The 25,893-nt window shown below is 65.6% G+C and carries 24 protein-coding genes and 2 riboswitches; of the genes, 10 read left to right on the top strand and 14 right to left on the bottom strand.

What is annotated here, in order from left to right:
• Positions 1-13 precede the first annotated feature (13 nt).
• Both C513_RS0103240 and moaA read right to left on the bottom strand, forming a co-directional pair.
• On the bottom strand, positions 14-673 hold the full coding sequence (locus C513_RS0103240; RefSeq protein ID WP_018714595.1) for a carbonic anhydrase: 660 nt from the start codon (positions 671-673) through the stop codon (positions 14-16).
• A 2-nt stretch (positions 674-675) separates the two neighbouring features.
• On the bottom strand, positions 676-1,680 hold the full coding sequence (gene moaA / locus C513_RS0103235; RefSeq protein ID WP_211215717.1) for a GTP 3',8-cyclase MoaA: 1,005 nt from the start codon (positions 1,678-1,680) through the stop codon (positions 676-678).
• A 164-nt stretch (positions 1,681-1,844) separates the two neighbouring features.
• Here moaA and gshA point away from each other — a divergent pair, with 164 nt between their 5' ends.
• Positions 1,845-3,389, top strand: coding sequence for a glutamate--cysteine ligase (gene gshA / locus C513_RS0103230; RefSeq protein ID WP_018714593.1), 1,545 nt, complete (start codon positions 1,845-1,847; stop codon positions 3,387-3,389).
• Here the strand turns inward: gshA and C513_RS0103225 are convergent, their stop codons facing one another.
• The 9 genes from C513_RS0103225 to gcvT all read right to left on the bottom strand — a co-directional run bounded on the left by C513_RS0103225 (position 3,390) and on the right by gcvT (position 14,367).
• Positions 3,390-3,755 (bottom strand): monovalent cation/H(+) antiporter subunit G, encoded by a 366-nt coding sequence (locus tag C513_RS0103225; RefSeq protein WP_018714592.1) that lies wholly within the window; start codon positions 3,753-3,755, stop codon positions 3,390-3,392.
• Complete coding sequence (locus C513_RS0103220; protein WP_018714591.1) at positions 3,752-4,051, bottom strand: K+/H+ antiporter subunit F; 300 nt, start codon at positions 4,049-4,051, stop codon at positions 3,752-3,754. Before C513_RS0103220 ends, C513_RS0103225 begins: the two co-directional genes overlap by 4 nt.
• Complete coding sequence (locus C513_RS0103215; protein ID WP_018714590.1) at positions 4,048-4,539, bottom strand: Na+/H+ antiporter subunit E; 492 nt, start codon at positions 4,537-4,539, stop codon at positions 4,048-4,050. The genes C513_RS0103220 and C513_RS0103215 overlap by 4 nt, the downstream gene beginning before the upstream one ends.
• Positions 4,536-6,341 (bottom strand): monovalent cation/H+ antiporter subunit D, encoded by a 1,806-nt coding sequence (locus C513_RS12600; RefSeq protein ID WP_018714589.1) that lies wholly within the window; start codon positions 6,339-6,341, stop codon positions 4,536-4,538. The genes C513_RS0103215 and C513_RS12600 overlap by 4 nt, the downstream gene beginning before the upstream one ends.
• A 20-nt stretch (positions 6,342-6,361) precedes the next feature.
• A complete protein-coding gene (locus C513_RS0103205; protein ID WP_018714588.1) occupies positions 6,362-6,721 on the bottom strand; it encodes a Na+/H+ antiporter subunit C in 360 nt (119 codons plus the stop codon).
• On the bottom strand, positions 6,721-9,672 hold the full coding sequence (locus tag C513_RS0103200) for a monovalent cation/H+ antiporter subunit A (RefSeq protein WP_018714587.1): 2,952 nt from the start codon (positions 9,670-9,672) through the stop codon (positions 6,721-6,723). Before C513_RS0103200 ends, C513_RS0103205 begins: the two co-directional genes overlap by 1 nt.
• Positions 9,673-9,831: 159 nt before the next feature.
• Positions 9,832-12,723: an aminomethyl-transferring glycine dehydrogenase gene (gene gcvP / locus C513_RS0103195; RefSeq protein ID WP_018714586.1), complete on the bottom strand. Its 2,892-nt coding sequence runs from the start codon at positions 12,721-12,723 to the stop codon at positions 9,832-9,834.
• A gap of 87 nt (positions 12,724-12,810) precedes the next feature.
• Positions 12,811-13,182 (bottom strand): glycine cleavage system protein GcvH, encoded by a 372-nt coding sequence (gcvH, locus tag C513_RS0103190; RefSeq protein WP_018714585.1) that lies wholly within the window; start codon positions 13,180-13,182, stop codon positions 12,811-12,813.
• Between the two features lie 48 nt (positions 13,183-13,230).
• Positions 13,231-14,367 carry a glycine cleavage system aminomethyltransferase GcvT gene (gene gcvT, locus C513_RS0103185; RefSeq protein ID WP_018714584.1) on the bottom strand — a complete coding sequence of 379 codons (1,137 nt, stop codon included), beginning with the start codon at positions 14,365-14,367 and terminating at the stop codon, positions 13,231-13,233.
• Positions 14,368-14,426: 59 nt separating this feature from the next.
• Positions 14,427-14,525: riboswitch (glycine riboswitch) on the bottom strand.
• Between the two features lie 13 nt (positions 14,526-14,538).
• Positions 14,539-14,642, bottom strand: a riboswitch (glycine riboswitch).
• 125 nt (positions 14,643-14,767) lie between these two features.
• On the opposite strand from gcvT, the gene C513_RS0103180 reads away from it, so the two are divergent.
• From C513_RS0103180 to C513_RS0103170, 3 genes are all read left to right on the top strand, one after another.
• A complete protein-coding gene (locus C513_RS0103180; protein WP_018714583.1) occupies positions 14,768-15,496 on the top strand; it encodes a class I SAM-dependent methyltransferase in 729 nt (242 codons plus the stop codon).
• Complete coding sequence (locus C513_RS12595; RefSeq protein WP_018714582.1) at positions 15,493-17,022, top strand: bifunctional aminoglycoside phosphotransferase/ATP-binding protein; 1,530 nt, start codon at positions 15,493-15,495, stop codon at positions 17,020-17,022. The genes C513_RS0103180 and C513_RS12595 overlap by 4 nt, the downstream gene beginning before the upstream one ends.
• 111 nt (positions 17,023-17,133) lie before the next feature.
• Positions 17,134-17,358: a hypothetical protein gene (locus C513_RS0103170; RefSeq protein ID WP_018714581.1), complete on the top strand. Its 225-nt coding sequence runs from the start codon at positions 17,134-17,136 to the stop codon at positions 17,356-17,358.
• Positions 17,359-17,433: 75 nt separating this feature from the next.
• On the opposite strand, the gene C513_RS0103165 is transcribed toward C513_RS0103170, so the two are convergent.
• Positions 17,434-17,928, bottom strand: coding sequence for a YqaA family protein (locus C513_RS0103165; RefSeq protein ID WP_033394807.1), 495 nt, complete (start codon positions 17,926-17,928; stop codon positions 17,434-17,436).
• A gap of 81 nt (positions 17,929-18,009) precedes the next feature.
• Between C513_RS0103165 and dusB the strand changes: the two genes are divergently transcribed.
• The 6 genes from dusB to C513_RS0103135 all read left to right on the top strand — a co-directional run bounded on the left by dusB (position 18,010) and on the right by C513_RS0103135 (position 23,778).
• Positions 18,010-19,056, top strand: coding sequence for a tRNA dihydrouridine synthase DusB (gene dusB, locus C513_RS0103160; RefSeq protein ID WP_018714579.1), 1,047 nt, complete (start codon positions 18,010-18,012; stop codon positions 19,054-19,056).
• A 36-nt stretch (positions 19,057-19,092) separates the two neighbouring features.
• Positions 19,093-19,344 carry a helix-turn-helix domain-containing protein gene (locus C513_RS0103155; RefSeq protein WP_018714578.1) on the top strand — a complete coding sequence of 84 codons (252 nt, stop codon included), beginning with the start codon at positions 19,093-19,095 and terminating at the stop codon, positions 19,342-19,344.
• Between the two features lie 55 nt (positions 19,345-19,399).
• Positions 19,400-20,980, top strand: coding sequence for a bifunctional phosphoribosylaminoimidazolecarboxamide formyltransferase/IMP cyclohydrolase (purH, locus tag C513_RS0103150; protein ID WP_026320492.1), 1,581 nt, complete (start codon positions 19,400-19,402; stop codon positions 20,978-20,980).
• 183 nt (positions 20,981-21,163) lie between these two features.
• Complete coding sequence (locus tag C513_RS14240) at positions 21,164-21,361, top strand: hypothetical protein (protein ID WP_156816024.1); 198 nt, start codon at positions 21,164-21,166, stop codon at positions 21,359-21,361.
• A 42-nt stretch (positions 21,362-21,403) separates the two neighbouring features.
• Positions 21,404-21,589, top strand: a complete 186-nt coding sequence (locus C513_RS14235; RefSeq protein ID WP_033394806.1) for a hypothetical protein — start codon at positions 21,404-21,406, stop codon at positions 21,587-21,589.
• Between the two features lie 146 nt (positions 21,590-21,735).
• Complete coding sequence (locus tag C513_RS0103135; protein WP_018714574.1) at positions 21,736-23,778, top strand: TonB-dependent copper receptor; 2,043 nt, start codon at positions 21,736-21,738, stop codon at positions 23,776-23,778.
• 32 nt (positions 23,779-23,810) lie between these two features.
• Here C513_RS0103135 and C513_RS0103130 read toward each other — a convergent pair whose 3' ends face one another.
• Both C513_RS0103130 and C513_RS0103125 read right to left on the bottom strand, forming a co-directional pair.
• Positions 23,811-25,022: an MFS transporter gene (locus C513_RS0103130; RefSeq protein ID WP_018714573.1), complete on the bottom strand. Its 1,212-nt coding sequence runs from the start codon at positions 25,020-25,022 to the stop codon at positions 23,811-23,813.
• Positions 25,023-25,892, bottom strand: coding sequence for an acyltransferase (locus C513_RS0103125; RefSeq protein WP_018714572.1), 870 nt, complete (start codon positions 25,890-25,892; stop codon positions 25,023-25,025). It abuts the gene before it with no gap.
• Between the last annotated feature and the right edge of the window lies 1 nt (position 25,893).

Here is a 25,893-nt window from a genome sequence, read left to right as displayed (position 1 = left end):
ATGACGAGGGCGCTCAGGCCGCCTGCATGGTCACGGGGGTCAGCGGGCAGACCAGCTCGGTGAATGCGTGCTGCTCGGGATCGTAGCCCCAGAGCGCGCCTTCCCGCAGGTCGAAATACCAGCCGTGCAGCACCAGACTGCCTTCGGCCACGCGATCGGCCAGCCAGGGGTAGCTGAGCAGGTTGTTGAGCGATACCAGGATGGCGGCCTGTTCGGCCAGGCGCTGCTGTTCCTTGGCATCGGCATCGGGGTAGTGCTGACAAACGTGCTGGCGTGCCGGCTCGGCCATGGACAGCCACTTGCCCAGTGCGGAGTCGGCAATCGCCGTGCGGTTCATCAGGGCGCGAATGCCGCCGCAGGAGGAATGGCCCATCACGATCACGTGTTCGACTTCGAGGGCGAGTACGGCAAATTCCAGCGCGGCCGCCACGCTGGCATGCGGGTTGTCCGGCTCGCACGGCGGCACCAGGTTGGCCACATTGCGCACGGTAAAGACTTCGCCCGGTGCGGTATCGGTCAGCATGGGGGGGTGCACGCGTGAATCGCAGCAACCGATGATCAGGGTGCTGGGGCGCTGGCCTTCGCTCAGCGTGTCGAATACCGAACTGGAGCCGAAGTAGTTGTGCTGAAAACGCTTGAAGCCTTCTACCAGGTGGTCTACGGATTGGGGCATGGTCAGCCTCCTGTCATGGACATGAAACGCACGATCTTCTCGGGTTGGCGCAGGAAGTCGTGCTGTTCGGGCTTGAGTTCGATGGCCTGCCGGAGGGTGGCTTCCAGTTCGGCATCGGAGCAGCCGGCACGCAGCAGCGGGCGCAGTTCGACACGTTGCTCCTGTCCCAGGCACAGATAGAGTATGCCATCGACCGACAATCGCACGCGATTGCAGGTGGCACAGAAATGCTGCGACATCGGCGTGATCAGGCCGAGCGTGAAACCGGTATCGGGAGCCGTCCAGTAGCGTGCCGGCCCCCCACCCAGCGGCACGGTACAGGGCAGCAGGCCGAATTGCTGCTGCAGGCGCTGCAACAATGGCTGCAGCGGCATGCCCTGGCTGGCCTGGCCGGTGCTCCCCATGGGCATGGCCTCGATCAGGCGCAGCACAAAGCCGTTCTCGATGCAGTAGGCCACCATGGCCTCCATGTCGCCATCGTTCACGCCGACCAGCGGCACCATGTTGATCTTGATGCGCTCGAAGCCGGCGGCTTTGGCGGCCTGCAGGCCGTCCAGCACATGCTGCAGGCAGTCGCTGCCGGTGATCTGTTGCACGCAGTCGTGGCGCAGCGAATCCAGACTGACGTTGAGCCGCTGCACGCCGGCGGCGCGCAGGGCCGGCGCCAGCCTGGTCAGCTGGGTGCCGTTGGTGGTCAGGGACAGATCCTCGATGCCGGGCAGGGCGGCCAGGCGTTGCGCCAGCCCGGTCAGGTTCTTGCGCAGCAGCGGCTCGCCACCAGTCAGGCGGATGCGGCGCGTTCCCAGGCGGGCAAAGGCCGCCAGCACACGCTCGATTTCGTCGAAGGTCAGCCAGTGCTCGGGCTGTTCGAAACCGCGAAAGCGCCTTGGCATGCAGTAGCTGCAGCGCAGGTCGCAGCGGTCGGTGACCGAGACACGCACATAATCAACCTGGCGACCGAAGCGGTCACGCAGCACGGCAGAGGGGGTGACGGCGGCTTGCTCCATATACGGTTTATAGGGCAAAAGACCGCGCACCACAGCCCGCGTGATGGCGGGGATGGGCTAGTCCTTTCGGTGGAGTTCTGCCGGGGAGGCCAGCAGACCGGGCCGGCCTGTGTTACTGTTGCGCACATTCGAAAAAGTGTGGCCTGTGCCACCATCCAATCACCATGACCGACCTGCAAAAGAAGATGGGGCAACTGACCCCTGAGCAGCTGAAAGGCATGCGCCGCGGCCTCGAAAAGGAAAGCCTGCGCGCCCTGCCTGATGGCAAACTGGCCCTGACGCCGCATCCGGCGCAGCTGGGCTCGCCGCTCACGCACCCGCACATCACCACGGACTTCAGCGAATCGCAGCTGGAGCTGGTGACCCAGGTGCATGCCAGTGCCGAACAGGCCCTGGGCGAGCTGGAGCGGGTGCACCGCGAGGTCTACCAGGTGCTGGCGGAAAACGGTGACGAGATGCTGTGGGTGGCCAGCATGCCCTGCGGCCTGCCAACGGACGAGACGATTCCGCTGGGGCGCTACGGCAACTCCAACGTGGGCCGGGCCAAGAGCGTCTACCGCATGGGGCTGGGCCATCGCTACGGTCGTCGCATGCAGACGATTTCCGGCATCCACTACAACTGGTCGATGCCCGGCGTGGACAGCGATGGCTATTTTGGCCTGATCCGCAACTTTCGCCGCCATGCCTTCCTGTTGCTCTACCTGTTTGGCGCATCGCCGGCCGTGTGCAAGACCTTTGTCGAAGGCCGCGACCACATGCTGCAGCCGCTGGGCGAAAAGACCATGTACCTGCCGCATGCCACCTCGCTGCGCATGGGCCGGCTGGGCTACCAGAGCGATGCCCAGTCCTCGCTGCACGTGAGCTACAACAGTCTGGAAGGCTATGCCGCTTCGCTCAACAATGCCCTGACACAGCCCTACGCTCCCTATGAGGCAATCGGCATCACCAACCCCGGTGGCGACTACAACCAGCTCGATACCGCCCTGCTGCAGATCGAGAACGAGTTCTACGGCACCATTCGTCCCAAGCGCGTGATCCGCCAGGGCGAGCGCCCCTTGCATGCGCTGCGCGAACGCGGCGTGGAATATGTGGAAGTGCGCCTGATGGACCTGAATCCGTTCCTGGATGTGGGTATCGATCTCGATACCATGCGCTTCCTGGATGTGTTCCTGCTGCATGCGCTGCTAAGCGACAGCCCGCCCGACAGCCTGGAAGAAATCGAGGCGCTGGGCCGCAACCAGCAGCTGGTGGCGGCGCGTGGCCGCGAGCCCGGCCTGCGCCTGGAGCGCAACGGTGCCGAAGTGGTGCTGACCGAATGGGCGCAGCAGCTGCTGGACGAGATGCAGCCGCTGGCGCAGCAGCTGGATGCCCAGCTCGGCGGAACCGGCCATGCCCAGGCCCTTGCCGCAGCCCAGGCCAGTCTGGATGATCCGGCACGCCTGCCCTCGGCGCGCGTGCTGGCGCAGACCCTGGCGACGGCCGATCAGACCTTTGTGGCCTTTGTGCGCGAACGTTCGGCGCAAGTGCGTGCGCGCATGCTGGCGCAGCCGCCGAGTGCCGAAGAGCGCGCGGTCTTTGCCGGCCTGGCCGCTGACTCGGTCAAGCAGCAACAGGCCATCGAGGCGGCCGACACCATGCCGTTCGAGGAGTACCGCCGGTTCTACGTGTCGCCGGAACGCCTGGGCTCGCCCGTCCCGCGTAGCGCCTGATTACTTCTGCTGCTGTTGGCGTGCCCGCAGCAGCGGTTTCGGCAGTCGCGGGTCACCGGCCTGGCGGTGCCGGAACACGGCGGCGCGTGCCAGCAGCACGGTGGTGATCGGCACCGAAATCGACAGGATGATGATGATCAGCCAGGTGCTGAGCGACAGCCGCGCATTGACCGTGCTGAAATAGATCACCGAGGCCAGCGTGACGCACCAGGAGGCCGCCGTGGTGACCAGGGCGGTCGGGTGCAGGCGCTTGAAAAAGCTCTTCAGCTGCAGCAGTCCCCAACTGGCCAGCAGCGTGAAAATGCCGCTGGCCACCAGCAGCAGCGAGACCACGGTCTCGATCCACCAGGGCAGTACCGTATTCATTCGATCACCTCCCCGCGCAGCAGGAACTTGGCCAGTGCTGCCGAACTGACAAAGCCGGTCAGCGCGATCAGCAGGGCCGCCTCGAAGTACATGGTACTCATGTTGCGGATGCCCAGCGCCAGAATCGCCAGCATGGCTACCATGTAGATGTAGTCCAGCGCCAGGATGCGGTCCTGGGCGGAAGGCCCGTGCAGCAGCCGCCACAGCGCCATGCAGACTGCCAGGGCATAGCAGAACAGCGTGAACAGCAGGGCCACATGCAGGACCGGATTCATGGATTGCATCAGGTCGATCATTGGAAAATCTCCAGCAGGGCAGCTTCGTAGCGGGACTTGTACATCTGGATGAATTCGGCTTCATCCTGCAGGTCCCAGACGTGCAGCATGACGGCGCTGCTGTCGCGCGCCAGTTCGCACCAGACGGTGCCCGGTACCACGGTGGTGATCACGGCCAGCGAGGCCAGCGCGCTGGGATCGCGCAGCTCCAGCGGAATGACCACGAACTGGCTGTTGGGCTCGCGCCGACTGGACAGGAACACACCATGGGCGACTTCCCCGACCGAAAGCAATACATCGTAGCCCACGCGCAGGATCAGGCGCGTGAGCAGCAGCGGGCGGCGGATGCGTGGACGTTGCGGCCGCAGCGGGGCAAACAGCAGCGGCAGCAGCCAGCCCAGCAGCAGCGCCAGGATCCAGTTGCCGGCAGACAGCGATTCGTTCATCAGCAGCCAGATGGCGACCAGCGAGGCCGACAGCAGCGGGGCGGGAAACAGGCGGCGCATCATGAGGAAGCTCCTGGCAGGGCCGGCGGCACCGTGGCCGGCGGGCTGGCCGCGGGCATCGGTACCGGCGCGATGCGCGGTGTGAGCACCGGGGCGGATACGGCCGGCTGCTGCGGCACCGGTACCGGATGCGGCACGGCGGCCGGCTGCGGCTGCGAGGTCGGGCCGGGCTTGACGCGCGTGGCCTTGGCGGCATCGATGTAGGCGGTGGGCACATGCAGCATGTGCGCGGTGCGTTCGGTATAGCGCAGCACCGAGCCGACATGCACGATCAGCAGTACGCACAGGCCGAGCAGCACCGTGATCGGCACGATCTCGATCACGCGCAGCCAGGGGGCCGGCCGATCCTGCGGAGCCCAGAAGAAGCGGATGCCGGCGCGCGAGTAGGCGATGGTGGCGAGCAGGCCGGAAACGATGAGCATGACCAGCAGTACCCAGGCCGTGGTCGGGATTTCGGTGCCGTAGACACCCAGGCCGTGCGGGTTGAGCAGGCCGGTCAGCATCACCACCTTGCCGACAAAGCCGGACATGGGCGGCAGGCCGGCAATCAGCAGCGCGCACATGATGAAGGAGACGCCCAGTACCGCAATCGCTCCCGGAATGGCCCGACCGATCAGCGCTTCTTCCTTTTCGTCCAGGTTGGTTTCGGGCGGTGGTTCCAGCAGCCCGATCGGGAATGGCAGGCTTTCCTCGTCCGGGTCGTAGGTCGGGACTTTTTCCTCTTCCTGGCGGGCGCGTTCGATCAGGTCGATGACCAGGAACAGGGCGCTGATGGCGAGTGTGGAGCTGATCAGGTAGTACAGTGCGCCGCCGGTGACGGTTGCCTGGCCAAAACCGAAGGCTGCCAGCAGCGTGCCGGAGGAGGCCAGCACCGAGAAGCCGGCCAGCTTGCCGAGGCGTTGCGAGGCCAGCATGCCGATGGAGGCGAAGCCGACGGTGAGCAGGCCGCCCCAGGTCAGCCACTGGCTGCCGAACAGCTCGGAGCCGGTGGCGCTGGGCGGGAACAGCAGCGTCCACAGGCGCAGCAGCGCGTACAGGCCGACCTTGGTCATCACGGCAAAAAGCGCCGCCACGGCCGGACTGGCGGCCGAGTAGGCCGGTGCCAGCCAGAAGTTCAGCGGCCAGATGGCAGCCTTGGACAGGAAGGCCATCGCCAGCAGGGCGGCTCCGGCATGCAGCAGGCCGCGGTCACTGTCCGGAATCAGCGGGATCTTGGTGGCCATGTCGGCCATGTTGAGCGTGCCGGTGACGCCATACAGCATGGCGGCACCGAGCAGGAACAGCAGCGAGGCCATCAGGTTGAAGGCGATATAGTGCATGCCGGAGCGTACCCGTGGCCAGCCCGTGCCATGCAGCAGCAGCCCGTAGGAGGCCGTCAGCATGATCTCGAAGAACACGAACAGGTTGAACAGGTCGGCGGTCAGGAAGGCCCCGTTCAGGCCCATCAGCTGCAGCTGGAACAGCGAATAGAAGTGCACCCCGGCCCGATCCCAGCCGGCCATGGCAAACAGCATCGCGCACAGGCCGATCACGGAGGTGATCAGCAGCATCATGGCGGAAAGCCGGTCGGCGACCAGCGAGATGCCGAAGGGCACCTGCCAGTTGCCCGGCAGATAGACGCCCACGCCGAGTGCGCCATCGCCGCCGCGCACCCAGATCAGCAGCAGCAGCGCGATGACCACGCCCAGGGAACAGGACAGGAGCGCCGTGATGCGCTTGGCCCAGCTGGTGCGCTCGCCCAGCATCAGCATGAGGGCGGCGGTCAGCATCGGCAGCAGCACCGGTGCCACCAGCAGGTGCGGCATCAGGCCGGAAATCCACTCCCTCACGGCTGGTACTCCTTCGGCTTGTACTCCTTGCCGTCCACATGGTCGGTGTCGGCCAGGCCGCGCGCGGCCAGCATCACCACCAGGAACAGGGCGGTGGTGGCAAAGCCGATCACGATGGCGGTCAGCACCAGCGCCTGCGGCATCGGGTCGGTGTAGTTCTGCAGCGTCGGCAGCAGCCAGGACAGCACGATCGGTTCACGCGCAATGGTCAGGCTGCCGGACACGAAGATGAACAGGTTGACGGCATAGGACAGCAGGGACAGCCCGATGATGAGCTGGAAGGTGCGCGGACGCAGCACCAGCCAGATGCCGGAGCCGGTCAGGATGCCGATGGCGATGGCCATGACGATTTCCATCAGGTGTTCTCCTTCTCGTATTCTTCGCGTTCCTCGCGGTCCGGGGCCACCGATTCGGAGGTGGCGCCTTCGTCGCGCACCGGCTTGCGCTGGCGGCGGATCGACTGGTGGGCAATCGCGGTCAGCATCAGCAGGGTGGAACCGACCACCACCATGAACACGCCCAGGTCAAACAGGGCTGCGGTCGGCAGGTGGACCTCGCCCAGCAGCGGCAGCGTGAGGTGTGCGGTGTGCGTGGTCATGAACGGGTAGCCCAGCGCCAGCGAGCCGAGACCGGTCAGGCCGGCAATCAGCAGGCCGTAGGAAATCCAGCGGCGCAGGTCCAGGTTGAAGTGCGCCTCGACCCACTGCGTGCCGGCAATCATGAATTGCGCCAGCAGGCCGATCGACATCACCAGGCCGGCGACAAAGCCGCCACCAGGCGCGTTATGGCCGCGCAGGAACAGGTGGGCCGCCAGCAGCATGGTGATCGGCAGCAGCACGCGCGTCAGTACCGCCGGCACCATCAGGTAGCCGACCGCGGTATCGGACACGTTGCGCGGGTTGACCAGATCTGTCAGCAGGTCGGCCGGGGTGGCGGCCTGCTGGCGTGGCATTTCGATGCTTTCCAGCGGCGGGCGGAAGCGGCGCAGCAGCGCATACACGGTCAGGCCGACCGCGGCCAGCACGACGATTTCGCCCATGGTGTCGAAGGCACGGAAATCGACCAGCATCACGTTCACCACGTTGGTGCCGCCGCCCTCGGGCAAGGCGCGCTCCAGGAAGAAGGGCGAGATGCTCTGGGGTGTCTGGCGCGTCATCAGCGCATAGGACAGCACGGCCATGCCGCTACCCACCACGATCGCCAGGATCAGGTCGCGCAGGCGGCGCACGCGGGCGCGCAGGTCCAGGCCGTCATTGCGCGGTTCGCGCTTGGGCAGCCAGCGCAGGGCCAGCAGGAACACGATGGTGGTCACCACTTCGACCGACAGCTGCGTGAGGGCCAGGTCGGGGGCGGAGAACCAGACAAAGGTCAGGCAGGTGGCCAGGCCGGCGCCGCCCATCAGGATCAGCGCTGCCAGACGGTGGAACTTGGCCTGGGCGGCAGCACCGATGGCGCAGGCAGCGCCCAGCAGCCACAGCAGGGCAAAGTCGGCCGTCAGCGGCAGCCCCGGGCGATCGCCCCAGCTCAGGCCGGATACCGCCAGCGCGGCCGTGACGACGATGATGCAGGCCAGGATCAGCATGAACATCTGTGCCTGCAGGCGGCGCGTATAGGCCACGCGCTGGAACCTGCGCGCGCTCTGCTGCACCAGCGCCATGGTCCAGTTGAACATGCGCTCGCCATCCAGACGGCCCAGGAAGGGCACCTTGCGGATGCGGTCGGCTTCCTGCGGCTTGCGCAGCAGCAGATACAGCGTCAGGCCGCCCGCCATGGCGATCAGGCTCATGATCAGCGGGGCGTTGATGCCGTGCCACAGGGCCAGGCTGTACTCGGGCAGCTGGCCGCCCACGACAGGGCCTGCGGCCAGATCCAGCACCGGACCGATCACGGTGCCGGGCAGCATGCCGACCAGCAGGCACATCAGTACCAGCAGCTCGATCGGGATGCGCATCCAGCGCACCGGCTCGTGTGGTTCGCGCGGCAGGTTCTTGGACAGCTTGCCGAAGAACACGCTGGCGGTAAAGCGCAGCGAATACACCATGGCAAAGATGGAAGCCGACAGCGCCAGCAGCGGCAGCGCCACTTCCACCCAGCCCACGCTGGACAGGTGCACGGTTTCGGCAAAGAACATTTCCTTGGACAGGAAGCCGTTGAGCAGCGGCACGCCGGCCATGGCGGCACTGGCAACGATGGCCAGCGTGCCGGTGATCGGCATCACGTGGATCAGGCCCGACAGGCGGCGGATGTCGCGCGTGCCGGTTTCGTGGTCGATGATGCCGGCCGTCATGAACAGCGAGGCCTTGAAGGTGGCGTGGTTGATGATGTGGAACACGCCGGCGACGGCCGCCATCGGGCTGTTGAGCGACAGCAGCACCGCGATCAGGCCCAGCTGGCTGACCGTGGAGTAGGCCAGCAGCCCCTTGAGATCGTTCTGGAAAATCGCCTTGTACGATCCCATGACCAGCGTGATCACGCCGGCCGTGCCGAGTATCCAGAACCAGGCATCGGTGCCGGCGAGTGCCGGCCACAGCCGCGCCAGCAGGAACACGCCGGCCTTGACCATGGTGGCCGAGTGCAGATAGGCCGATACCGGCGTGGGGGCCGCCATGGCACGCGGCAGCCAGAAGTGGAAGGGGAACTGTGCGCTCTTGGTCAGCGCGCCCAGCAGCACCAGCAGCAGCATCGGCAGGTAGAGCGGATGGGCGCGGATGCGGTCGCCCGCAGCCAGCACCACATCGAGTTCGTAGCTGCCGGCGATATGACCCAGCAGCAGCACACCGCCCAGCAGCGCCAGGCCGCCGGCGCCGGTGACTGTCAGCGCCATGCGTGCGCCACGGCGTGCATCCTTGCGGTGGTGCCAGTAGCCGATCAGCAGGAAGGAGAACAGGCTGGTCAGCTCCCAGAAGAACACCAGCTGTACCAGGTTGCCCGACAGGACCACGCCGAGCATGGCGCCCATGAAGGCGAGGAAGAAGGAGAAGAAGCGCGGTACCGGATCCTCCTTGGACATGTAGTAGCGCGCGTAGAGGGCTACCAGCATGCCGATGCCGGTGACCAGCATGGCAAACATCCAGGCGAAACCATCGACCCGGATGATGAAGTTGAGTCCGACGTTCGGCAACCAGACCCACTCTTCGCGCAGCACCTGGCCGGCCTGCAGTTCGGGGAACATCAGTGCCACCTGCACCATGGCGGCAAGAGCCACCAGCGCAGACAGGGTCGCGGCAGTATTTCGGGCGTGGGTAGGCAGCAGGGCTGCCAGGGCGCTCCCTAGGAACGGCAGCGCCAGCAGGAGCAGCAGGGTCATGCGGGCGTCGGAGGTTGGGGATGGGCAGATAGTGCCACGGGCAGATGCACCCGCTTCCGACCCATGCAGCATGGGCCAAATGGCTGTAATGCCTGATTTTATAGGTATTTGCCTGCGGTTATGCCGAAAACCGCAGGCAACCCGTCAATCAGGTCGGACTTATTCGGCGAATTCCGACAGCGGAATGCAGCTGCAGAACAGGTTGCGGTCGCCGTAGACGTTGTCCACGCGGCCAACCGGCGGCCAGTACTTCACCGAACCCGGCAGGCGGCCGGCCAGCGCGGCAGCGGCTTCGCGGCTGTAGGGATGCGCCCAGTCGGCAGCCAACAGGCGGTCGGCCGTGTGCGGCGCATTCTTCAGCGGGTTGTCGTCCTGCGGCCAGGCACCCTGTTCGACCTGGCGGATCTCCTCGCGGATGGCGATCATGGCGTCGATGAAGCGCTCCAGCTCCTCCAGCGTCTCGCTCTCGGTCGGCTCGACCATCAGCGTGTTGGCCACCGGGAAGCTCAGGGTCGGCGCGTGGAAGCCGTAGTCGGCCAGGCGCTTGGCCACGTCTTCGGCCATCACGCCGCTGGTTTCCTTCAGGCCGCGCAGGTCCAGAATGCACTCGTGCGCGACATGACCGTTGGCGCTGGCGTACAGCGTCGGGTAGTGGTCGGCCAGACGCTTGCTGATGTAGTTGGCGCTCAGGATGGCGGCTTCGGTTGCCTGGGTCAGGCCGTCGGCACCCATCATGCGGATGTACATCCAGGTGATCGGCAACACGCTGGCGTTGCCGTACGGGGCGGCGCTGACGGCACCGATGGTGCGCTGGTCGCCGCCGGTCTGGTGGCCGGGCAGGTAGGGCACCAGGTCTTCCACCACGCACACCGGGCCGACGCCGGGGCCGCCGCCGCCGTGCGGGATGCAGAAGGTCTTGTGCAGGTTCAGGTGGCTGACATCGCCGCCGAACTCGCCGGGCGCGGCCACGCCGACCATGGCGTTCATGTTGGCACCGTCCAGGTAGACGCGGCCGCCATGGCTGTGCACCAGCTTGCATAGCGCCTTGACCTGCTGTTCGAAGACGCCGTGCGTGCTCGGGTAGGTGATCATGACGCAGGCCAGCTGCTCACTGTGCTTCTCGCACTTGGCCTTCAGGTCGTCCATGTCGACGTTGCCCTGGGCATCGGTGGCGGTGACCACGACCTTGAGGCCGGCCATGATGGCGCTGGCCGGGTTGGTGCCGTGGGCGCTGGCCGGGATCAGGCAGATGTTGCGCTGGCCCTGGCCGCGCGCTTCCTGCCAGGCCTTGATCGCCAGCAGGCCGGCGTATTCGCCCTGCGAACCGGCGTTGGGCTGCAGGCTGACATCGGCATAGCCGGTGATGGCCGACAGCCAGCGGCGCAGCTGCTGGTCCAGTTCGGCGTAACCGGCCTGCTGCTCCAGCGGGGCAAACGGGTGCACGTTGGCGAATTCGGCCCAGGTGATCGGGATCATTTCACTGGTGGCGTTCAGCTTCATGGTGCAGCTGCCCAGCGGGATCATGCTGCGGTCCAGTGCCAGATCCTTGTCGGACAGGCTGCGGATGTAGCGCAGCATGCCGGTTTCGCTGTGGTGCGAGTTGAACACCGGGTGCGTCATGAAGTCGCTGTCACGGCGCAGGGCTTCCGGAATCAGGTCGGCAGCGGATGATTCCAGCGCGGCAAAGTCGGGCGGGGTTTTGCCTTCGCCGAAGATGTTCCACAGCAACTCGACATCGGCGCGCGTGTGGGTTTCGTCCAGCGAGATGCACAGGTGCGTGTCCCAGGCCTTGCGCAGGTTGGCGCCCAGTTGCACGGCACGTGCGGCCAGGGCATCGGTGGCGTCGCCGGTTTTCAGGCAGATGGTGTCGAAGGCGGTATCGCCATGCAGGTCGGCATGGCCGAGTTGCTGCAGGCCTGCTTTCAGGATCGCGGTCAGGCGGGCCACGCGGCTGGCGATGCGTTTCAGGCCGGCGGGGCCGTGGTAGACCGCGTACATGCTGGAGATGATGGCCGGCAGCGCCTGCGCGGTACAGATGTTGCTGGTGGCTTTCTCGCGGCGGATGTGCTGTTCGCGCGTCTGCAGGGCCAGGCGGTAGGCCGGCTTGCCGTGCACGTCCACGCTGACGCCGACCAGGCGGCCCGGCATGCTGCGCTTGAAGTTGTCCATGCAGGCCATGAAGCCGGCGTGCGGGCCACCGGCGCCCATGGGCATGCCGAAGCGCTGGGCACAGCCGACGACGATGTCGGCACCCATGTCGCCCGGCGTCTTGAGCAGCGTCAGCGCCAGCAGGTCGCTGGCCATGATGACGGCCGCGTTCTTTGCGTGGATCTTGTCGGATTCGGCGCTCCAGTCCATCAGCCAGCCGCTGCTGGCGGGGTACTGGATCAGCGCGGCAAAGTAGTCGTCAGCAGCGATGGCGGCATCCCACTCGGCATGCGACGACACCACCTTGACCACCAGTTCCAGCGGCGCGGCGCGCGTCTGCATGACCTCGATCGTCTGCGGGTGCGTGTCGCCGCTGACGATGATGACATGGCCCTTGGCCTTGACCGTGCGTTTGGCCAGCGTCATCGCTTCGGCGGCGGCGGTGGCTTCGTCCAGCATGGAGGCGTTGGCAATCGGCATGCCGGTCAGCTCGGCCACCATGGTCTGGAAGTTCACCAGTGCTTCCATGCGGCCCTGGCTGATTTCGGCCTGGTAGGGCGTGTACGAGGTGTACCAGGCGGGGTTTTCCAGCACGTTACGCAGAATCACCGTGGGCAGGTGGTTGCTGTAATAGCCCTGACCGATGAAGCTCTTGATCTGGTGCTGGTTCTTGCCGGCAATCGCCTTCAGTTCGGCCAGTGCATCGGCTTCGGTCACGGCGGGGGGCAGGTCCATCGCGGCAGAGCGGCGGATATTGGCCGGCACGATGGAATCGATCAGGGACTGGCGCGAGGCTTCACCGATCACCGACAGCATGTGCTGTTCGTCTTCGGCAGTGATGCCGATGTGGCGGGCGATGAATTCGCTGGCATTTTCCAGGGAGGACAGGGCAGGGCGGGACATGGGGGCTCCGGCAGGACGACAGGAATGGATGAAGCGGCCTGTCCCCAGGGGAGCAGGCCGCGGTATGGCGGGACGGAAGGCCCGGGATCAGGCGTTCTTCAGCAGTTCGTCGTAGGCGGTCTGGTCCAGCAGCGCATCCAGCTGGGACGCATCGGACAGCTTGATCTTGAAGAACCAGCCGGCATTCAGCGGATCGCTGTTGATGACGGAGGGATCGTCCTGCAGGGCTTCGTTCACTTCGGTGATTTCGCCGCTGACCGGCATGTAGACGTCGGCGGCGGCCTTGACCGACTCGACCACGCCGATGGCGTCCTTCTGCTCGTGGCTGCTGCCGACTTCGGGCAGCTCGACGAACACCACGTCACCCAGGGCATCCTGCGCGTGCAGGGTGATGCCGACGGTGGCGATATCGCCTTCGATCTTGATCCATTCGTGGTCTTCGGTGTACTTCAGGCTCATGGGTTTCTCCAGTAACAGGAATGTGAATTGGGGTGGGACAGGAAAAGTTTACTTGGCGCGCTTGTAGTTGTGTGCGACAAACGGCATGTCGGCCAGCTGCACCGGCACGGCCTGCTTGCGCACCTGCGCGAAGATCTCCTGGCCGTTGCTGAGGTAGTCGGGCTGGATATAGCCCATGGCGATCGGCTGGCCCAGCGTCGGGCTGGGCAGGCCGCTGGTGATGACACCGATCTGTTCGCCGGCGCTGTTGACCAGCGTGGCCGGCTCGCGCACCGGGGTGCGACCGTTGCTGATCAGGCCGATGCGCTTGCGCGTGACCGGCAGCGTGCCGTCGATCTGGCCCAGCACCACATCGGCACCGGGGAAGCCGCCGGCGCGTTCGCCGCCAGTGCGGCGCACCTTCTGGATCGACCAGCCGAGCACGGCTTCGGTCGGGGTTGTGCTGGTGTCCAGGTCATTGCCGTACAGGCCCAGGCCGGCTTCCAGGCGCAGCGAGTTGCGCGCGCCCAGGCCGGCCGGCTTGACTTCGGGCTGGGCCAGCAGGGCGCGGGCCAGCGCCTCGGTGCGGTCGCCCGGCACGGAAATCTCGAAACCATCTTCGCCGGTATAGCCGCTGCGCGTGATGTAGAGCTCGACGCCCTCCCACTGGAAGGCGGCACCGGTCATGAACACCAGCTCCTGCACGCCCGGTACCAGGCGCTCCAGCGCCACCACGGCCTGCGGACCCTGCAGTGCCAGCAGGCCCTGCTCCGGCATCGGGGTGATGGTGCAGCGCGTGCCGATGCGTTCCTGCATGTGCTGCAGGTCGCCGGCCTTGCAGGCACCGTTGACGATCAGGAAGTAGTGCGTGCCACGGTTGACGAACATCAGGTCGTCGATGATGCCGCCCTGGTCATTCAGCAGCAGGCCGTAGCGCTGGCGATCGACGCCCAGGCCGATCACGTCCATCGGCATCAGGCTTTCAAGCGCCAGGCCGGCATCGGGGCCGGAAATGCGGATCTGGCCCATGTGGGAGACATCGAACAGGCTGGCGGATTCGCGCGTCTGCTTGTGTTCGGCCAGCAGGCCTTCGTATTGCACCGGCATGGAGTAGCCGGCAAACGGCACCATGCGGGCACCCAGTTCCAGGTGCAGGGCGTTGAGGGGAGTCAGCTGCAGATCAGTTTCCGGCGTGGCATGGGACATGGCGTTTCGCTTTCACAAAAGGACAGACAACCTGCACGGCACAGGCCGTGGCAGGCAGGGCAGGCCCCGCTGTCCCTGGTACCTGAGAGATTCACTGCCTAGCAGGCAACTTGCTCCTTCGGTGGCAGCTCCGGGCTGCGCTCTCCAGCGGGGCACACTTTCCGGACAGAAAAGTGGCTGTCAGTCCTTGGTACCTGAGCGTTCTGGCGTGCAATGCACCCTGCGCCTTCGGCGGCCACGCATGACGTTACGCGACACTCTCCTGACAAGCGCGATTATAGGGACTGTCCCCGCCAAAGTGCTAGCCGGTTACCCGCGGAATCGCAAAACGGCTGCCGGCTGCAGCATGTTTTATTCATCCATAGAATATGGGTATTCCTTGACTCCTGACGGCTCCGCCATGTCCACCACCGATTCCGTATCCGATACCCCTGTGCGCCAGCTGGTCAATGAGCTGGAGTTGCTGAAAGAACTGGTGCCGCTGCAGTCGGCGCGCGTGATCGAGCTGGGCTGTGGCAATGCGCGGCTGGCACGTGACCTGTTGCAGACCTATCCGGACAGCCAGCTGGTCGGGCTGGAGGTGGACCGCATCCAGCACGCCGCCAACCTGGCCGCGCCGGCAGAACGGCTGACGTTTGTCGAGGCCAGCGCACACCAGATCCCGTTTGCCGATGCCAGCTTTGACCTGGTGATCATGCTGAAGTCGCTGCACCATGTGCCGCTGGAACGGATGGAGCAGGCGCTGGCCGAGATCGGACGCGTGCTGCGCCCGGGCGGCTACTGGTACGTGTCCGAGCCGGTGTACGACGGCGCGCTCAACGAGCTGGTACGCCTGTTCAATGACGAGGGCGAAGTGCGCGCTGCGGCGCAGGCGTTGCTGGATCGTGCCGCCAGCAGTGGCGGCTGGGAGCGCGTGCAGGACGTGTATTTTGATGTGCCGGTGTCCTACCGCGACTTTGCCGATTTCGAAAACCGCATGGTCAACGTGACCTATGCCGAACGCCGTTTCGATGCCGCCATCCGCGATCAGCTGCAGGCCCTGTTTGCCGCGCAGCAGGGGCCGGACGGCGCGCAGTTCGTGCGCCCGATGCACGTGACGCTGCTGCGTCGCCTGCCGGAGGCCGCATGATGCAGGAGATGGATCTGGCCACGGCGCAACAGATGGTGGAGCGCCTGCAGCAGCAATTGCAGCTGCAGCACCCGCAGGAACCGGTCGAATGCCTGCAGACGCATATCTCCTGGATTTTGCTGGCTGGCGAACGCGCCTACAAGCTGCGCAAGCCGCTGAACCTGGGTTTTCTGGACTACAGCACGCTGGCGCTGCGCCGCCAGGGCAGCGAGGAAGAACTGCGCCTGAACCGCCGTACCGCGCCGGAACTGTACGAGGCCCTCATCCCGATCACCGGCACGCCGCAGCAGCCGGTCTGGGGCGGCACGGGCGAGGTGATCGATTACGCGGTGCAGATGCGCCGCTTTGCCCAGGACGGCCTGCTGGCCACGCTGGTGGCGCGCGATGCGCTGCAGCCGGAACAACTCGATGCGCTGGCGCTGCAGGTGGCGCAGATGCATGCCGTGGCCGAGGTCTCGCAGCCCGGCGCGCCCCATGGTGATCCGCTGGCGATTTGCCATGCTGCTGCCGACAACTTTGGCACCCTGCGTGGCCGTCTGCACGGCGCGACCGAGCGCGCCACGCTGCAGCGCCTGCTGCGCTGGACGCGGCGCGAAAGTGCGCGGCTGGCGCCGCTGTTTCACCAGCGCTGGGAGCAGGGCTGGATCCGCGAATGCCATGGCGATCTGCATCTGGGCAATCTGGTGCTGCTGGATGGCAAGCCGGTGCCGTTCGACGCCATCGAGTTCGCACCGGCCTTCCGCTGGGTGGACGTGATGGCCGACATGGCCTTTCTGGTGATGGACCTGCTGTACCGTGATCGACCCGATCTGGCCTGGCGCGTGCTCAACACCTGGCTGGAGCAGACCGGCGACTATGCGGGGCTGGAAACGCTGCGCTATTTCCTGGTGTACCGGGCGCTGGTGCGCGCCAAGGTGGCGGCGCTGCAGGGCCTGCCCGAAGCCACGGCCTATCTGCAACTGGCCGATCGCCTGAGCCAGCCGGGTGCGCCACGGCTGTGGATCATGCATGGGCTGTCGGGATCGGGCAAGAGCTACCAGGCACTGGCGCTGTCGGCGCAGGCCGGCACGATCCGCATCCGCGCCGATGTCGAGCGCAAGCGCCTGTTCGGTCTGGCGCCCTTGGCCAGCAGCCGCGGCCAGGCCAATATCTATACCGAAGCGGCCTCGGAGCAGACCTATGCCCGGCTGGAGCAGCTGGCGCAGCAGGTGCTGCAGGCCGGCTATCCGGTGGTACTCGATGCCACCTTCATGCAACGCCAGCACCGCGCGCAGATGCAGCAACTGGCGGCCCGCGTGGATGTGCCGTTCCGGATCATCAGCCTGCAGGCGACGCCGGAACTGCTGCGCCAGCGCGTGCAGCAGCGCCAGCAGCAGGGACAGGATGCATCGGAAGCCGATCTGGCCGTGCTGGAAAGCCAGCTGGCGAGCTACCAGCCGCTGGCTGCCGGGGAATTGCCCCAGGCGCTGGTGCTGGATGTGTCACGGCCAGCGGACTGGGCGCAGCTGCTGGCCGCAGCTGCATGAGGACCTGCTTGCAGACTCTTGCATCTGGTAACGGCTGCCTGCGCAAGGACGGCAGTAGCATGGCGACAACTGCCTGAAGTCTGGGCAGTGTCATCTAGCAAGGAGAACACTATGCGTAACTGGATTGCCATCACTGCTGTTGCGGCAGCTTCCCTGGCCACTGTGGGTTGCTCCACCTGGGACGACATGAACCGTAGCCAGAAGGCGGCCACCATTGGTGCCGGTACCGGTGCCGTACTCGGCGCCACCACGGGCTCCGGCAGCGTGGGCCGTACCGTGGGCGGTGCTGCCATTGGCGGTGCTGTCGGCTACGGCATTGGTGAAGCCACCAAGTAAGCGGGTATCGATTCCGCACAAGGCAATGGCACCCTGCGGGGTGCCATTGCTTTTGGGGCTGCGGCAGCCGGAAAATCAGTGCAGCACGCGCGCGATCCAGCTGTCCGGCACCGCCCACAACAGCAGCCCGGTCATGGTCAGGTAACGCAGGAACTTGCCCAGCGCCATCCAGCCCAGACAGGGCCAGAAGGGCAGGCGCAGCCAGCCGGCCACGGCACAGAGCGGATCACCGATGATCGGCAGCCAGGCCAGCACACAGGCCTTGGGGCCAAGCCGTTCCAGCCACTCCAGGGCGCGCAGGTGGGTCTTGTCCTGGCGTGCCTTGTCCACCGCCTTGTGCGTGCCCAGGCCGATCCACCAGTTGAGCGCGCCGCCCAGGGTGTTGCCGACCGTGGCAACCAGAATCGTTGGCCAGAACAGCGCGGGGTTGAGTTCGATCAGGCCGAATACCGCGGGCTCCGACCCCATGGGCAGCAGCGTGGCCGACACGAAGGCCACGACGAATACCGTGCTCAACCCGTATTGCGGCAGCGACAGCGCGGCCATCATCGCTTGAAAGAAGGATTCCATGGCGCGCAAGTATACGCAGGCTTGTGCATAAAAATTGTGCACGATAGAATCGTTGGTTTTTTTCCGTTGCAGACCCGACCCATGCAGATTGCCCAGTTCACCTTGCCGAACCAGCTGTTCGTTGCTCCCATGGCGGGGGTGACGGACCGGCCGTTCCGGCAGCTGTGCCGTCGCTTTGGCGCCGGTTATGCGGTGAGCGAAATGGTGACCTCGCGCAAGGATTTGTGGAAAAGCCTCAAGACCTCGCGCCGCGCCAACCACGAGGGCGAACCGGGTCCGATCGCCGTGCAGATCGCCGGTGTCGATCCGCAGGAAATGGCCGATGCGGCGCGCTACAACATCGATCGTGGCGCGCAGATCATCGACATCAACATGGGCTGCCCGGCGAAGAAGGTGTGCAACAAGTGGGCCGGTTCGGCGCTGATGCAGAACGAGACGCTGGCGTTGCAGATCATCGAGGCGGTGGTGCAGGCCTGTGCGCCCCGGCAGGTGCCGGTGACGCTGAAAATGCGCACCGGCTGGGCCGCGGACCGGCGCAATGCGCCGCAGCTGGCGCGTCAGGCCGAGCAGGCCGGCATCGCCATGCTGACCGTGCATGGCCGCACGCGCGAGCAGGGCTACAAGGGCGCGGCCGAGTACGAGACCATGGCGGCCATCAAGGCCGAGCTGGGCATTCCGGTGGTGGCCAATGGCGACATCGACAGCCCGGAAAAGGCCGCCGCCGTGCTGGCACAGACCGGTGCCGATGCGCTGATGGTGGGCCGTGCGGCGATGGGTCGTCCCTGGCTGTTCCGCGAGATCGCGCATTATCTGGCGACGGGCGAACAGCTGGCGGCACCGCGCGTGGCCGAGGTGCGCGAGGCGCTGTTGCAGCATCTGCAGGACCACCATGCGCTGCATGGCGAGTTTTCCGGCGTGCGCAGCGCGCGCAAGCACATCGGCTGGTACCTGGCCGGTCTGCCGGGAGCGGAGGCGTTCCGTCAGCAGATCAACCAGGTCGAGGACGCACAGCTGCAGTCCGAGCTGGTGGAGGGCTATTTCCGCACGCTGGAGCAATCGCATGAACGCTTGCCCTGCATCAAGTCCGATGCCGGACGGACTGCCGAAAATTGGCGGCAGGCGGCATAATCTGCATAAAAAATAGACAATCGAACAAAGGGATTCATGGGACACGACAAACTGGAAGCCTGTGTGCGGGGTAATCTGCACCAGTACCTGGATGACCTGCAGGGGCAGGAACCCAACAACATGTACGAGATGCTGCTGCGCACCGTGGAAAAGCCGCTGCTGGAGCTGGTGATGGAGCAGACCCGCAACAACCAGAGCAAGGCGGCCCAGTGGCTGGGCCTGAACCGCAATACCCTGCGCAAGAAGCTGGTGGAGCACGGCATGCTGGATGCCGGTCCGCGCGGCTGAACGCCTCTTTCTTCTAACCGTCATTCACGACAACAAGGAACAACACATGACTACCCTGACCGCACTGCTGTCCGTATCGGACAAGACCGGCATTGTTGAACTGGCCAAGGAGCTGAACGCGCTGGGCGTGAAGCTGCTGTCCACCGGCGGGACGGCCAAGCTGCTGGCCGATAACGGCCTGCCCGTGACCGAGGTGGCCGACCACACCGGCTTCCCGGAAATGCTGGATGGCCGCGTCAAGACGCTGCATCCCAAGGTGCATGGCGGCCTGCTGGCGCGCCGTGACCTGCCGGAGCACATGGCGGCCCTGCAGCAGCACGACATTCCGACCATCGACATCCTGTGCGTGAACCTGTATCCGTTCGAGGCCACCGTGGCCAAGCCGGGCTGTACGCTGGCCGATGCGATCGAGAACATCGATATCGGTGGCCCGGCCATGGTGCGCTCGGCTGCCAAGAACTGGAAGGACGTGGCGGTGCTGACCGACGCCAGCCAGTACGCACAGGTGGTGCAGGACCTGAAGGCGACCGGCAAGGTCAGCCTGGCGACCCGTTTTGCGCTGTCGGTGGCGGCATTCAACCGCATTGCCCAGTACGACGGTGCCATCAGCGACTACCTGTCTTCCATCACCTTTGACGAAGCAGCCGTGGATGCCACGCCAGAGCGCAGCCTGTTCCCGGGCCAGAGCAACGGCATGTTCGTCAAGCTGCAGGACCTGCGCTATGGCGAGAACAGCCACCAGCAGGCGGCCTGGTACCGTGACCTGTACCCGACAGCCGGCTGCATCGTGACTGGCGAGCAGCTGCAGGGCAAGGAACTGAGCTACAACAACATTGCCGATGCCGATGCAGCGTGGGAATGCGTCAAGCAGTTCGACGAGCCGGCCTGCGTCATCGTCAAGCACGCCAACCCCTGCGGCGTGGCGATTGGTGCCGATGCCGCCGAAGCCTACGGCAAGGCCTTCAAGACCGACCCGACCAGCGCCTTTGGCGGCATCATCGCGCTCAACCGCACGTTGGACAAGGCCGCTGCCGAGCTGATCGTCAAGCAGTTCGTGGAAGTGCTGATGGCGCCCGATTTCACCGAGGAAGCGCTGGAGGTGTTCAAGCCCAAGACCAATGTGCGCCTGATGAAGATTGCGCTGCCGCAAGGCGCGCGCCGCGTGGCCAACTCGATCGAGGCCAAGCGCGTGGGTGGCGGCATGCTGCTGCAGACCGCTGATAACCATGAGCTGCAGCGCGAAGATATCAAGATGGTGACCACGCTGCAGCCGACCGAGCAGCAGGTACAGGACCTGCTGTTTGCCTGGAAGGTGGCGCAGTTCGTCAAGAGCAATGCCATCGTGTTCTGCAAGGACGGCATGACCATGGGCGTGGGTGCCGGCCAGATGAGCCGCCTGGATTCTGCCCGCATCGCCTCCATCAAGGCCGAAGCGGCCGGCCTGAGCCTGGAAGGCACGGTGGTGGCCAGCGATGCCTTCTTCCCGTTCCGCGACGGTCTGGACGTGGTGATTGACCACGGTGCCACCTGCGTGATCCAGCCGGGCGGCTCGATGCGTGACCAGGAGGTGATCGACGCTGCCAACGAGCGTGGCGTGGCCATGGTGTTCAGTGGCGTGCGCCATTTCCGTCACTGATGTGATGGCCTGACTGCTGCCCAGGGCAGCAGCAAGGAGAGGGGAGGCCTGAGGCCTCCCTTTTTTTGTCCGGACCGGCGCTGTGACGCGGCAAGCGCAGCAAACCTTGATTCATATCATGTTTTTTGCAATTGAGACGCTGCAGAGCTTGCAACAGCATGTGTCTTGCGTATGATGCGCGCCATGCGACAGCAGAATCGCCCCTTCCCGGTCCGATCCCGTCTGGCATGGCTGCTGGCCATGCTGGCGCTGCTGTGGCATGTCGGCATGGGCGTGCAAAGCGCCGGCCACCAGACCCGCATGGCGCTGGCCCCCACGCCCGAGGCGATGCTGGAGGTGTGTACGGCCGATGGCATGGTCTATCTGCCGATGCCCGACTGAGGCGGCAATGCGCCGGACGATGGCGATACGCCAGACCCCGGCGTGGTACCGCCCTACTGTGCCTTGTGCGCCGCTGCCGCCATGGTGGCGCTGCCGGAGGTCGATAGCGTACTGCCGGTCCCGGTGCTGTGGCTGGTACGCCAGCTGCAAGCCGTGGCACCGGACCGGCTGGCCGGTCACCAGCCCTGGGCGCTGCCGCTGGCGCGCGCGCCTCCCGCGCTTTCCTGAAACCTGCTCCCTGATCTGCAATCCGCGTGACGCGTGGCGAATGCTGCCCGCGTCTGCCTGACGGCGACTGCCGCCAGCGTGGCTTGCCTGGCTGTTGCGTGCCATTTTCCCCTCCGGGGCGGCGCGCGTTTCTGGAAAGTTCTATCATGCGTACCCGTTTTTCGCACCTCCCGGTGCCTGTCCTGACCCCTGTTGCCCTGGCCGTTCTGGCCTGGCCTGTTGCCCTGCTGGCGCAGACGCCCGAAGCTGCTGCCGCCCCTGCCAGCGACGATGCCACTTATCGCGTTGTCGTGACCGGTGCCGGTACCGGCTCCGGCCAGCCGCTGACGGTCGTCACCGATCCGCGCCAGGCGCGCCAGCCGATTCCGGCCCAGGACGGTGCCGACATCCTCAAGACCATTCCCGGCTTCTCGGTGATCCGCAAGGGCGGTACCGATGGCGACCCGGTGCTGCGCGGCATGGCCGGATCGCGGCTGAACGTGTTGCTCGATGGCGAGCAGATTCTGGGTGGCTGCGGTGGCCGCATGGACCCTCCCACCGCCTATGTGTTTCCCGATGCCTATGACCGCCTGACCGTGCTCAAGGGTCCGCAAACCGTGATCCATGGCCCCGGCAACGTGGCCGGCACCGTGTTGTTCGAGCGCGACCGGGGGGATCGCCCGACCCGGCCCGAGTTGACCGGCAATGCGAGCGCCACCGTGGGTGCCTTTGGCCGCCGTGACATCCTGGGCGACCTGCAGTACGCCACGCCGGACTTTTATCTGCGCGGTACCGGCAACTACACCACGTCGGGCAACTACAAGAATGGCGATGGCAACACGGTGCATTCGGCCTACGAGCGCTGGAGCGGCCGCATGGCACTGGGCCTGACGCCTGATGACAACACCCTGTACGAACTGCACTATGCGCGTAGCGATGGCGAAGCCGCCTATGCCGATCGCATGATGGACGGCAGCCGATTCGACCGCGAGAGCATCGGCCTGCGATTTGAGAAACGGAATATCTCGCCGCGGCTGCGCAAGCTGGAGGCGAATGTCTATCGCAATTACATCGATCATGTGATGGACAACTACAGCATGCGTGCCTTGAAACCGGGCGCCAAACCTGCGCTCAGCAACCCGGACCGGGACACGGTGGGTGGCCGTGTGGCCGCCACCCTGCAGCTGACGCCGGCAACCCGGCTGGTGACCGGCCTGGATGCGCAATCCAACCAGCATACGCTGCGTACCGGCACCGACTATCAGTCCAGGCCGCGTATCGACAATGCCGAATATCGCCAGCTGGGTGTCTTTGGTGAAGTGCGTCATGAGTGGGATGACACGCAGCGCCTGATCGGCGGCCTGCGCGTTGATCACTGGAAGGCGGATGATGAGCGCAGCACGCCCGGACTGGCGACCGCCGGCGCGTCGCGCAGCGAGACCCTGCCGAGCGGTTTTGTGCGCTGGGAACGCGATATCGACCAGGGCCAAGGCACGGTGTATGCCGGCCTGGGGCATGTGCAGCGTTTTCCGGACTTCTGGGAAACCGTGGGCGGCAACCGCTTCAGCGAAACCGGCAACAGCGCGTTCCACACCAGGCCGGAAAAGACCACCCAGCTCGATGTTGGTGCCAGCTGGAAGGGGGAGCGCCTGTCGGCCAGCGTGTCGGCCTTCTACAACCGCATCAACGACTACATCCTGATCCGGAGTACGCCCGCGCCAGCCCAGGTGCGCAACATCGATGCCAGCAGTCATGGCCTGGAAGCTGCGTTGAGCTACGCCCTGGCCCCACAGTGGACGCTGGACGCCAGTCTGGCCCATGTGCGCGGCAAGAACCGTACCGATGGCACGGCGCTGGCACAGCAGCCGCCGCTGGAGGGCAAGCTGGGCCTGAACTGGAACAACGGCACCTGGAGTGCCGGTGCGCTGTGGCGCCTGGCCGCCAGGCAGGATCGTGTCGATATCGGCAAGGGCAATATCGCCGGCCAGGATATCGGCCCGACTCCGGGCTTCGCCACCCTGTCGCTCAACGGCAGCTATCGCCTTCACAAGCGCGTGCGCGTGATTGCCGGGGTCGACAATGTGTTCGACAAGACCTATGCCGAGCACCTGTCGCGCGCCGGAGCCGGTATTCCCGGTTATGTGCAGACCAGCCGTGTCCATGAGCCTGGCCGCACCTGGTGGCTGAAGACCACGGTGGCGCTGGACTGAAGCGGTTTGGCGCGGATAGCCGCCGGCCGGCGTCAGTGCTGGCGGAGGGTGGCCGCCTGGGCCGGCGGCGGCATCAGCCAGAACACCAGCACTAGCGACAGCAGCTGCGCCACCAGAATCACGGCGACGGTCAGCGGCCAGGCCCCGGCGGTATAGGCCAGGCCGCAGACCCAGGCCCCGACCGAGCCGCCGGCGTAATAGCCCATGTAGTACAGGCCGGAGGCCAGCGAGCGCCCGGTCGGCACCCGGTGTGCGATGAAGCTGATGGTGGAGGACTGCGTGATGAAGATGCCGCAGGACATGATGGCCAGCGCCACAATGATCATCCAGGCAGCCGGCAGCAGCGTCAGCAGCAGGCCGAGCACCGAGATGCTCATGGCGATCAGGATCGTCTTGCGCGCGCCCAGCAGCGGCAGGATCTTGCCCGAGATCGGCGTGATCACCACGCCCAGCAGGTAGACCGCAAACACGTTGGCCAGATCGGCGGTGCTGAAATGGTAGGGCGTGGCCGACAGGTGCAGGTTGATGTAGGTAAAGCCGCCGACCAGCGAGAACAGGATGCAGAAGCCGACCGCGCAGGCGGTGAGCACGGCCGGGTTGCGCAGGTGGCTGCCCAGCGTCTGCAGGCTGCTGTGCAGATGCCGGTTGGCGACAAAGCGGCGCGAACGCGGCAGGATGCGCCAGACCAGCAGTGCGCCACAGACGGTCAGCGCGGACATCACCAGAAAGGCGCTGCGCCAGTCCATCCATTCCACCAGGTGGCCGAGCAGGAAACGGCCCAGAAAGCCGCCCAGTACGGTGCCGGCGACATAGGCCGACATCATGCGTGTCATGTCCTTGCCGCGGAATTCCTCGCCGATATAGGCAATCGTCACCACCGTGATGCCGGGGACGGCCAGGCCTTGCAGGAAGCGCAGCAGCGTCAGCAGCTGGATGCTGTCAGTGGCCGCGATCAGGCCGGTAGGGATGGCCAGGAACAGCAGCGAACCGACGATGATCTTCTTGCGCCCGATGGCATCGGACAGCATGCCGACGAACGGGGAAGTCAGCGCCACCGCCAGCACCGTAGCCCCGACGGTGTTGCCCACCTGGACCACGCTGGCCTGGAAGTCCTGCAGCAGCAGCGGCAGGATCGCCTGCACCGAATAGACCTGCAGGAAGGCGAACACGCCGATCAGGCCGAAGCAGAGCAGCAGCAGACGGGAGAACGGATGTCCGGGCGTGCCGGTTGCGGTGTCAGACATTCAGGCCACAGGCTGGTCGGCACCGGGATGCAGCATGCGCTCCAGCTGGGCATCCTTCTGCTTCCACAGCTGCATCACCCAGCGCTGCACCGCCATGGGCGACAGCGACTGGCCTGCTGGTGGCTGCAGCGTGTCGGGTACCGGCAGGGCGCGCACATGCAACTGCACACGGCCCATGCGGCCGGCCATCACGTCGATAAAGCTGGGTACGCCATCGGGATAGGCGATCGTCACGTCCAGCACCTGGGTGAACTTGTCGGCCAGATGCTCCAGCACCACGCCAATGCCGGCGCCCTTGGGCTTGAGCAGGTGGCGGTAGGGCGATTTCTGTTCGGCATGCGTTTCCGGCGAAAAGCGCGTGCCTTCCAGGAAGTTCATCACCGAGGTGGGTGTCTGGCGGAATTTTTCGCAGGCCTTGCGGGCGGCTTCCAGATCCTGCTCCACCGTGTCGGCACGGCGGCGCATGAAGGGAAAGTCGAGTGCCCACCAGGACAGGCCGATCACCGGCACGTAGATCAGCTCGTGCTTGATGAAGAACTTGAGGAAGGGAATGCGGCCATTGAACACCTGCTGCATGGCGATGATGTCGACCCAGCTCTGGTGGTTGCACAGCACCAGGTACCAGCCGCGCGGGTCCAGCGATTCGATGCCGCTGACCTCGATGCGGCCGCCGTTGACCACGCGCACCCACCAGTCATTGACGCTGATCCAGAGCGCGGCGGTGGCCGCCAGCATGCGGTCGCAGAGCTTGCGCACGCCGGTGAAGGGCAGCAGCAGCTTGAGCAAGGCCCAGGGCAGCATCAGCAGGCTCACCAGCAGCGTGTTGAGGGCCAGCACGCTGCCGGAAAACAGGATTTTCAGGAAGGACATG

Source organism: Allobrachymonas chironomi DSM 19884 (genome assembly GCF_000374625.1).
Lineage (GTDB): Bacteria > Pseudomonadota > Gammaproteobacteria > Burkholderiales > Burkholderiaceae_C > Brachymonas > Brachymonas chironomi.
Note: the sequence above shows the minus strand (reverse complement) of the source record. Positions and strands in the feature narration are given on the sequence as shown.

What these genes read in the sequence shown, in the direction of transcription:
- C513_RS0103240 (WP_018714595.1), bottom strand. Translation starts at nt 673, where the DNA reads ATGCCCCAATCCGTAGACCACCTGGTAGAAGGCTTCAAGCGTTTTCAG.
- moaA (WP_211215717.1), bottom strand. Translation starts at nt 1,680, where the DNA reads ATGGAGCAAGCCGCCGTCACCCCCTCTGCCGTGCTGCGTGACCGCTTC.
- gshA (WP_018714593.1), top strand. Translation starts at nt 1,845, where the DNA reads ATGACCGACCTGCAAAAGAAGATGGGGCAACTGACCCCTGAGCAGCTG.
- C513_RS0103225 (WP_018714592.1), bottom strand. Translation starts at nt 3,755, where the DNA reads ATGAATACGGTACTGCCCTGGTGGATCGAGACCGTGGTCTCGCTGCTG.
- C513_RS0103220 (WP_018714591.1), bottom strand. Translation starts at nt 4,051, where the DNA reads ATGATCGACCTGATGCAATCCATGAATCCGGTCCTGCATGTGGCCCTG.
- C513_RS0103215 (WP_018714590.1), bottom strand. Translation starts at nt 4,539, where the DNA reads ATGATGCGCCGCCTGTTTCCCGCCCCGCTGCTGTCGGCCTCGCTGGTC.
- C513_RS12600 (WP_018714589.1), bottom strand. Translation starts at nt 6,341, where the DNA reads ATGCCGCACCTGCTGGTGGCACCGGTGCTGCTGCCGATGCTGACCGCC.
- C513_RS0103205 (WP_018714588.1), bottom strand. Translation starts at nt 6,721, where the DNA reads ATGGAAATCGTCATGGCCATCGCCATCGGCATCCTGACCGGCTCCGGC.
- C513_RS0103200 (WP_018714587.1), bottom strand. Translation starts at nt 9,672, where the DNA reads ATGACCCTGCTGCTCCTGCTGGCGCTGCCGTTCCTAGGGAGCGCCCTG.
- gcvP (WP_018714586.1), bottom strand. Translation starts at nt 12,723, where the DNA reads ATGTCCCGCCCTGCCCTGTCCTCCCTGGAAAATGCCAGCGAATTCATC.
- gcvH (WP_018714585.1), bottom strand. Translation starts at nt 13,182, where the DNA reads ATGAGCCTGAAGTACACCGAAGACCACGAATGGATCAAGATCGAAGGC.
- gcvT (WP_018714584.1), bottom strand. Translation starts at nt 14,367, where the DNA reads ATGTCCCATGCCACGCCGGAAACTGATCTGCAGCTGACTCCCCTCAAC.
- C513_RS0103180 (WP_018714583.1), top strand. Translation starts at nt 14,768, where the DNA reads ATGTCCACCACCGATTCCGTATCCGATACCCCTGTGCGCCAGCTGGTC.
- C513_RS12595 (WP_018714582.1), top strand. Translation starts at nt 15,493, where the DNA reads ATGATGCAGGAGATGGATCTGGCCACGGCGCAACAGATGGTGGAGCGC.
- C513_RS0103170 (WP_018714581.1), top strand. Translation starts at nt 17,134, where the DNA reads ATGCGTAACTGGATTGCCATCACTGCTGTTGCGGCAGCTTCCCTGGCC.
- C513_RS0103165 (WP_033394807.1), bottom strand. Translation starts at nt 17,928, where the DNA reads ATGGAATCCTTCTTTCAAGCGATGATGGCCGCGCTGTCGCTGCCGCAA.
- dusB (WP_018714579.1), top strand. Translation starts at nt 18,010, where the DNA reads ATGCAGATTGCCCAGTTCACCTTGCCGAACCAGCTGTTCGTTGCTCCC.
- C513_RS0103155 (WP_018714578.1), top strand. Translation starts at nt 19,093, where the DNA reads ATGGGACACGACAAACTGGAAGCCTGTGTGCGGGGTAATCTGCACCAG.
- C513_RS14240 (WP_156816024.1), top strand. Translation starts at nt 21,164, where the DNA reads ATGCGACAGCAGAATCGCCCCTTCCCGGTCCGATCCCGTCTGGCATGG.
- C513_RS0103135 (WP_018714574.1), top strand. Translation starts at nt 21,736, where the DNA reads ATGCGTACCCGTTTTTCGCACCTCCCGGTGCCTGTCCTGACCCCTGTT.
- C513_RS0103130 (WP_018714573.1), bottom strand. Translation starts at nt 25,022, where the DNA reads ATGTCTGACACCGCAACCGGCACGCCCGGACATCCGTTCTCCCGTCTG.
- C513_RS0103125 (WP_018714572.1), bottom strand. Translation starts at nt 25,892, where the DNA reads ATGTCCTTCCTGAAAATCCTGTTTTCCGGCAGCGTGCTGGCCCTCAAC.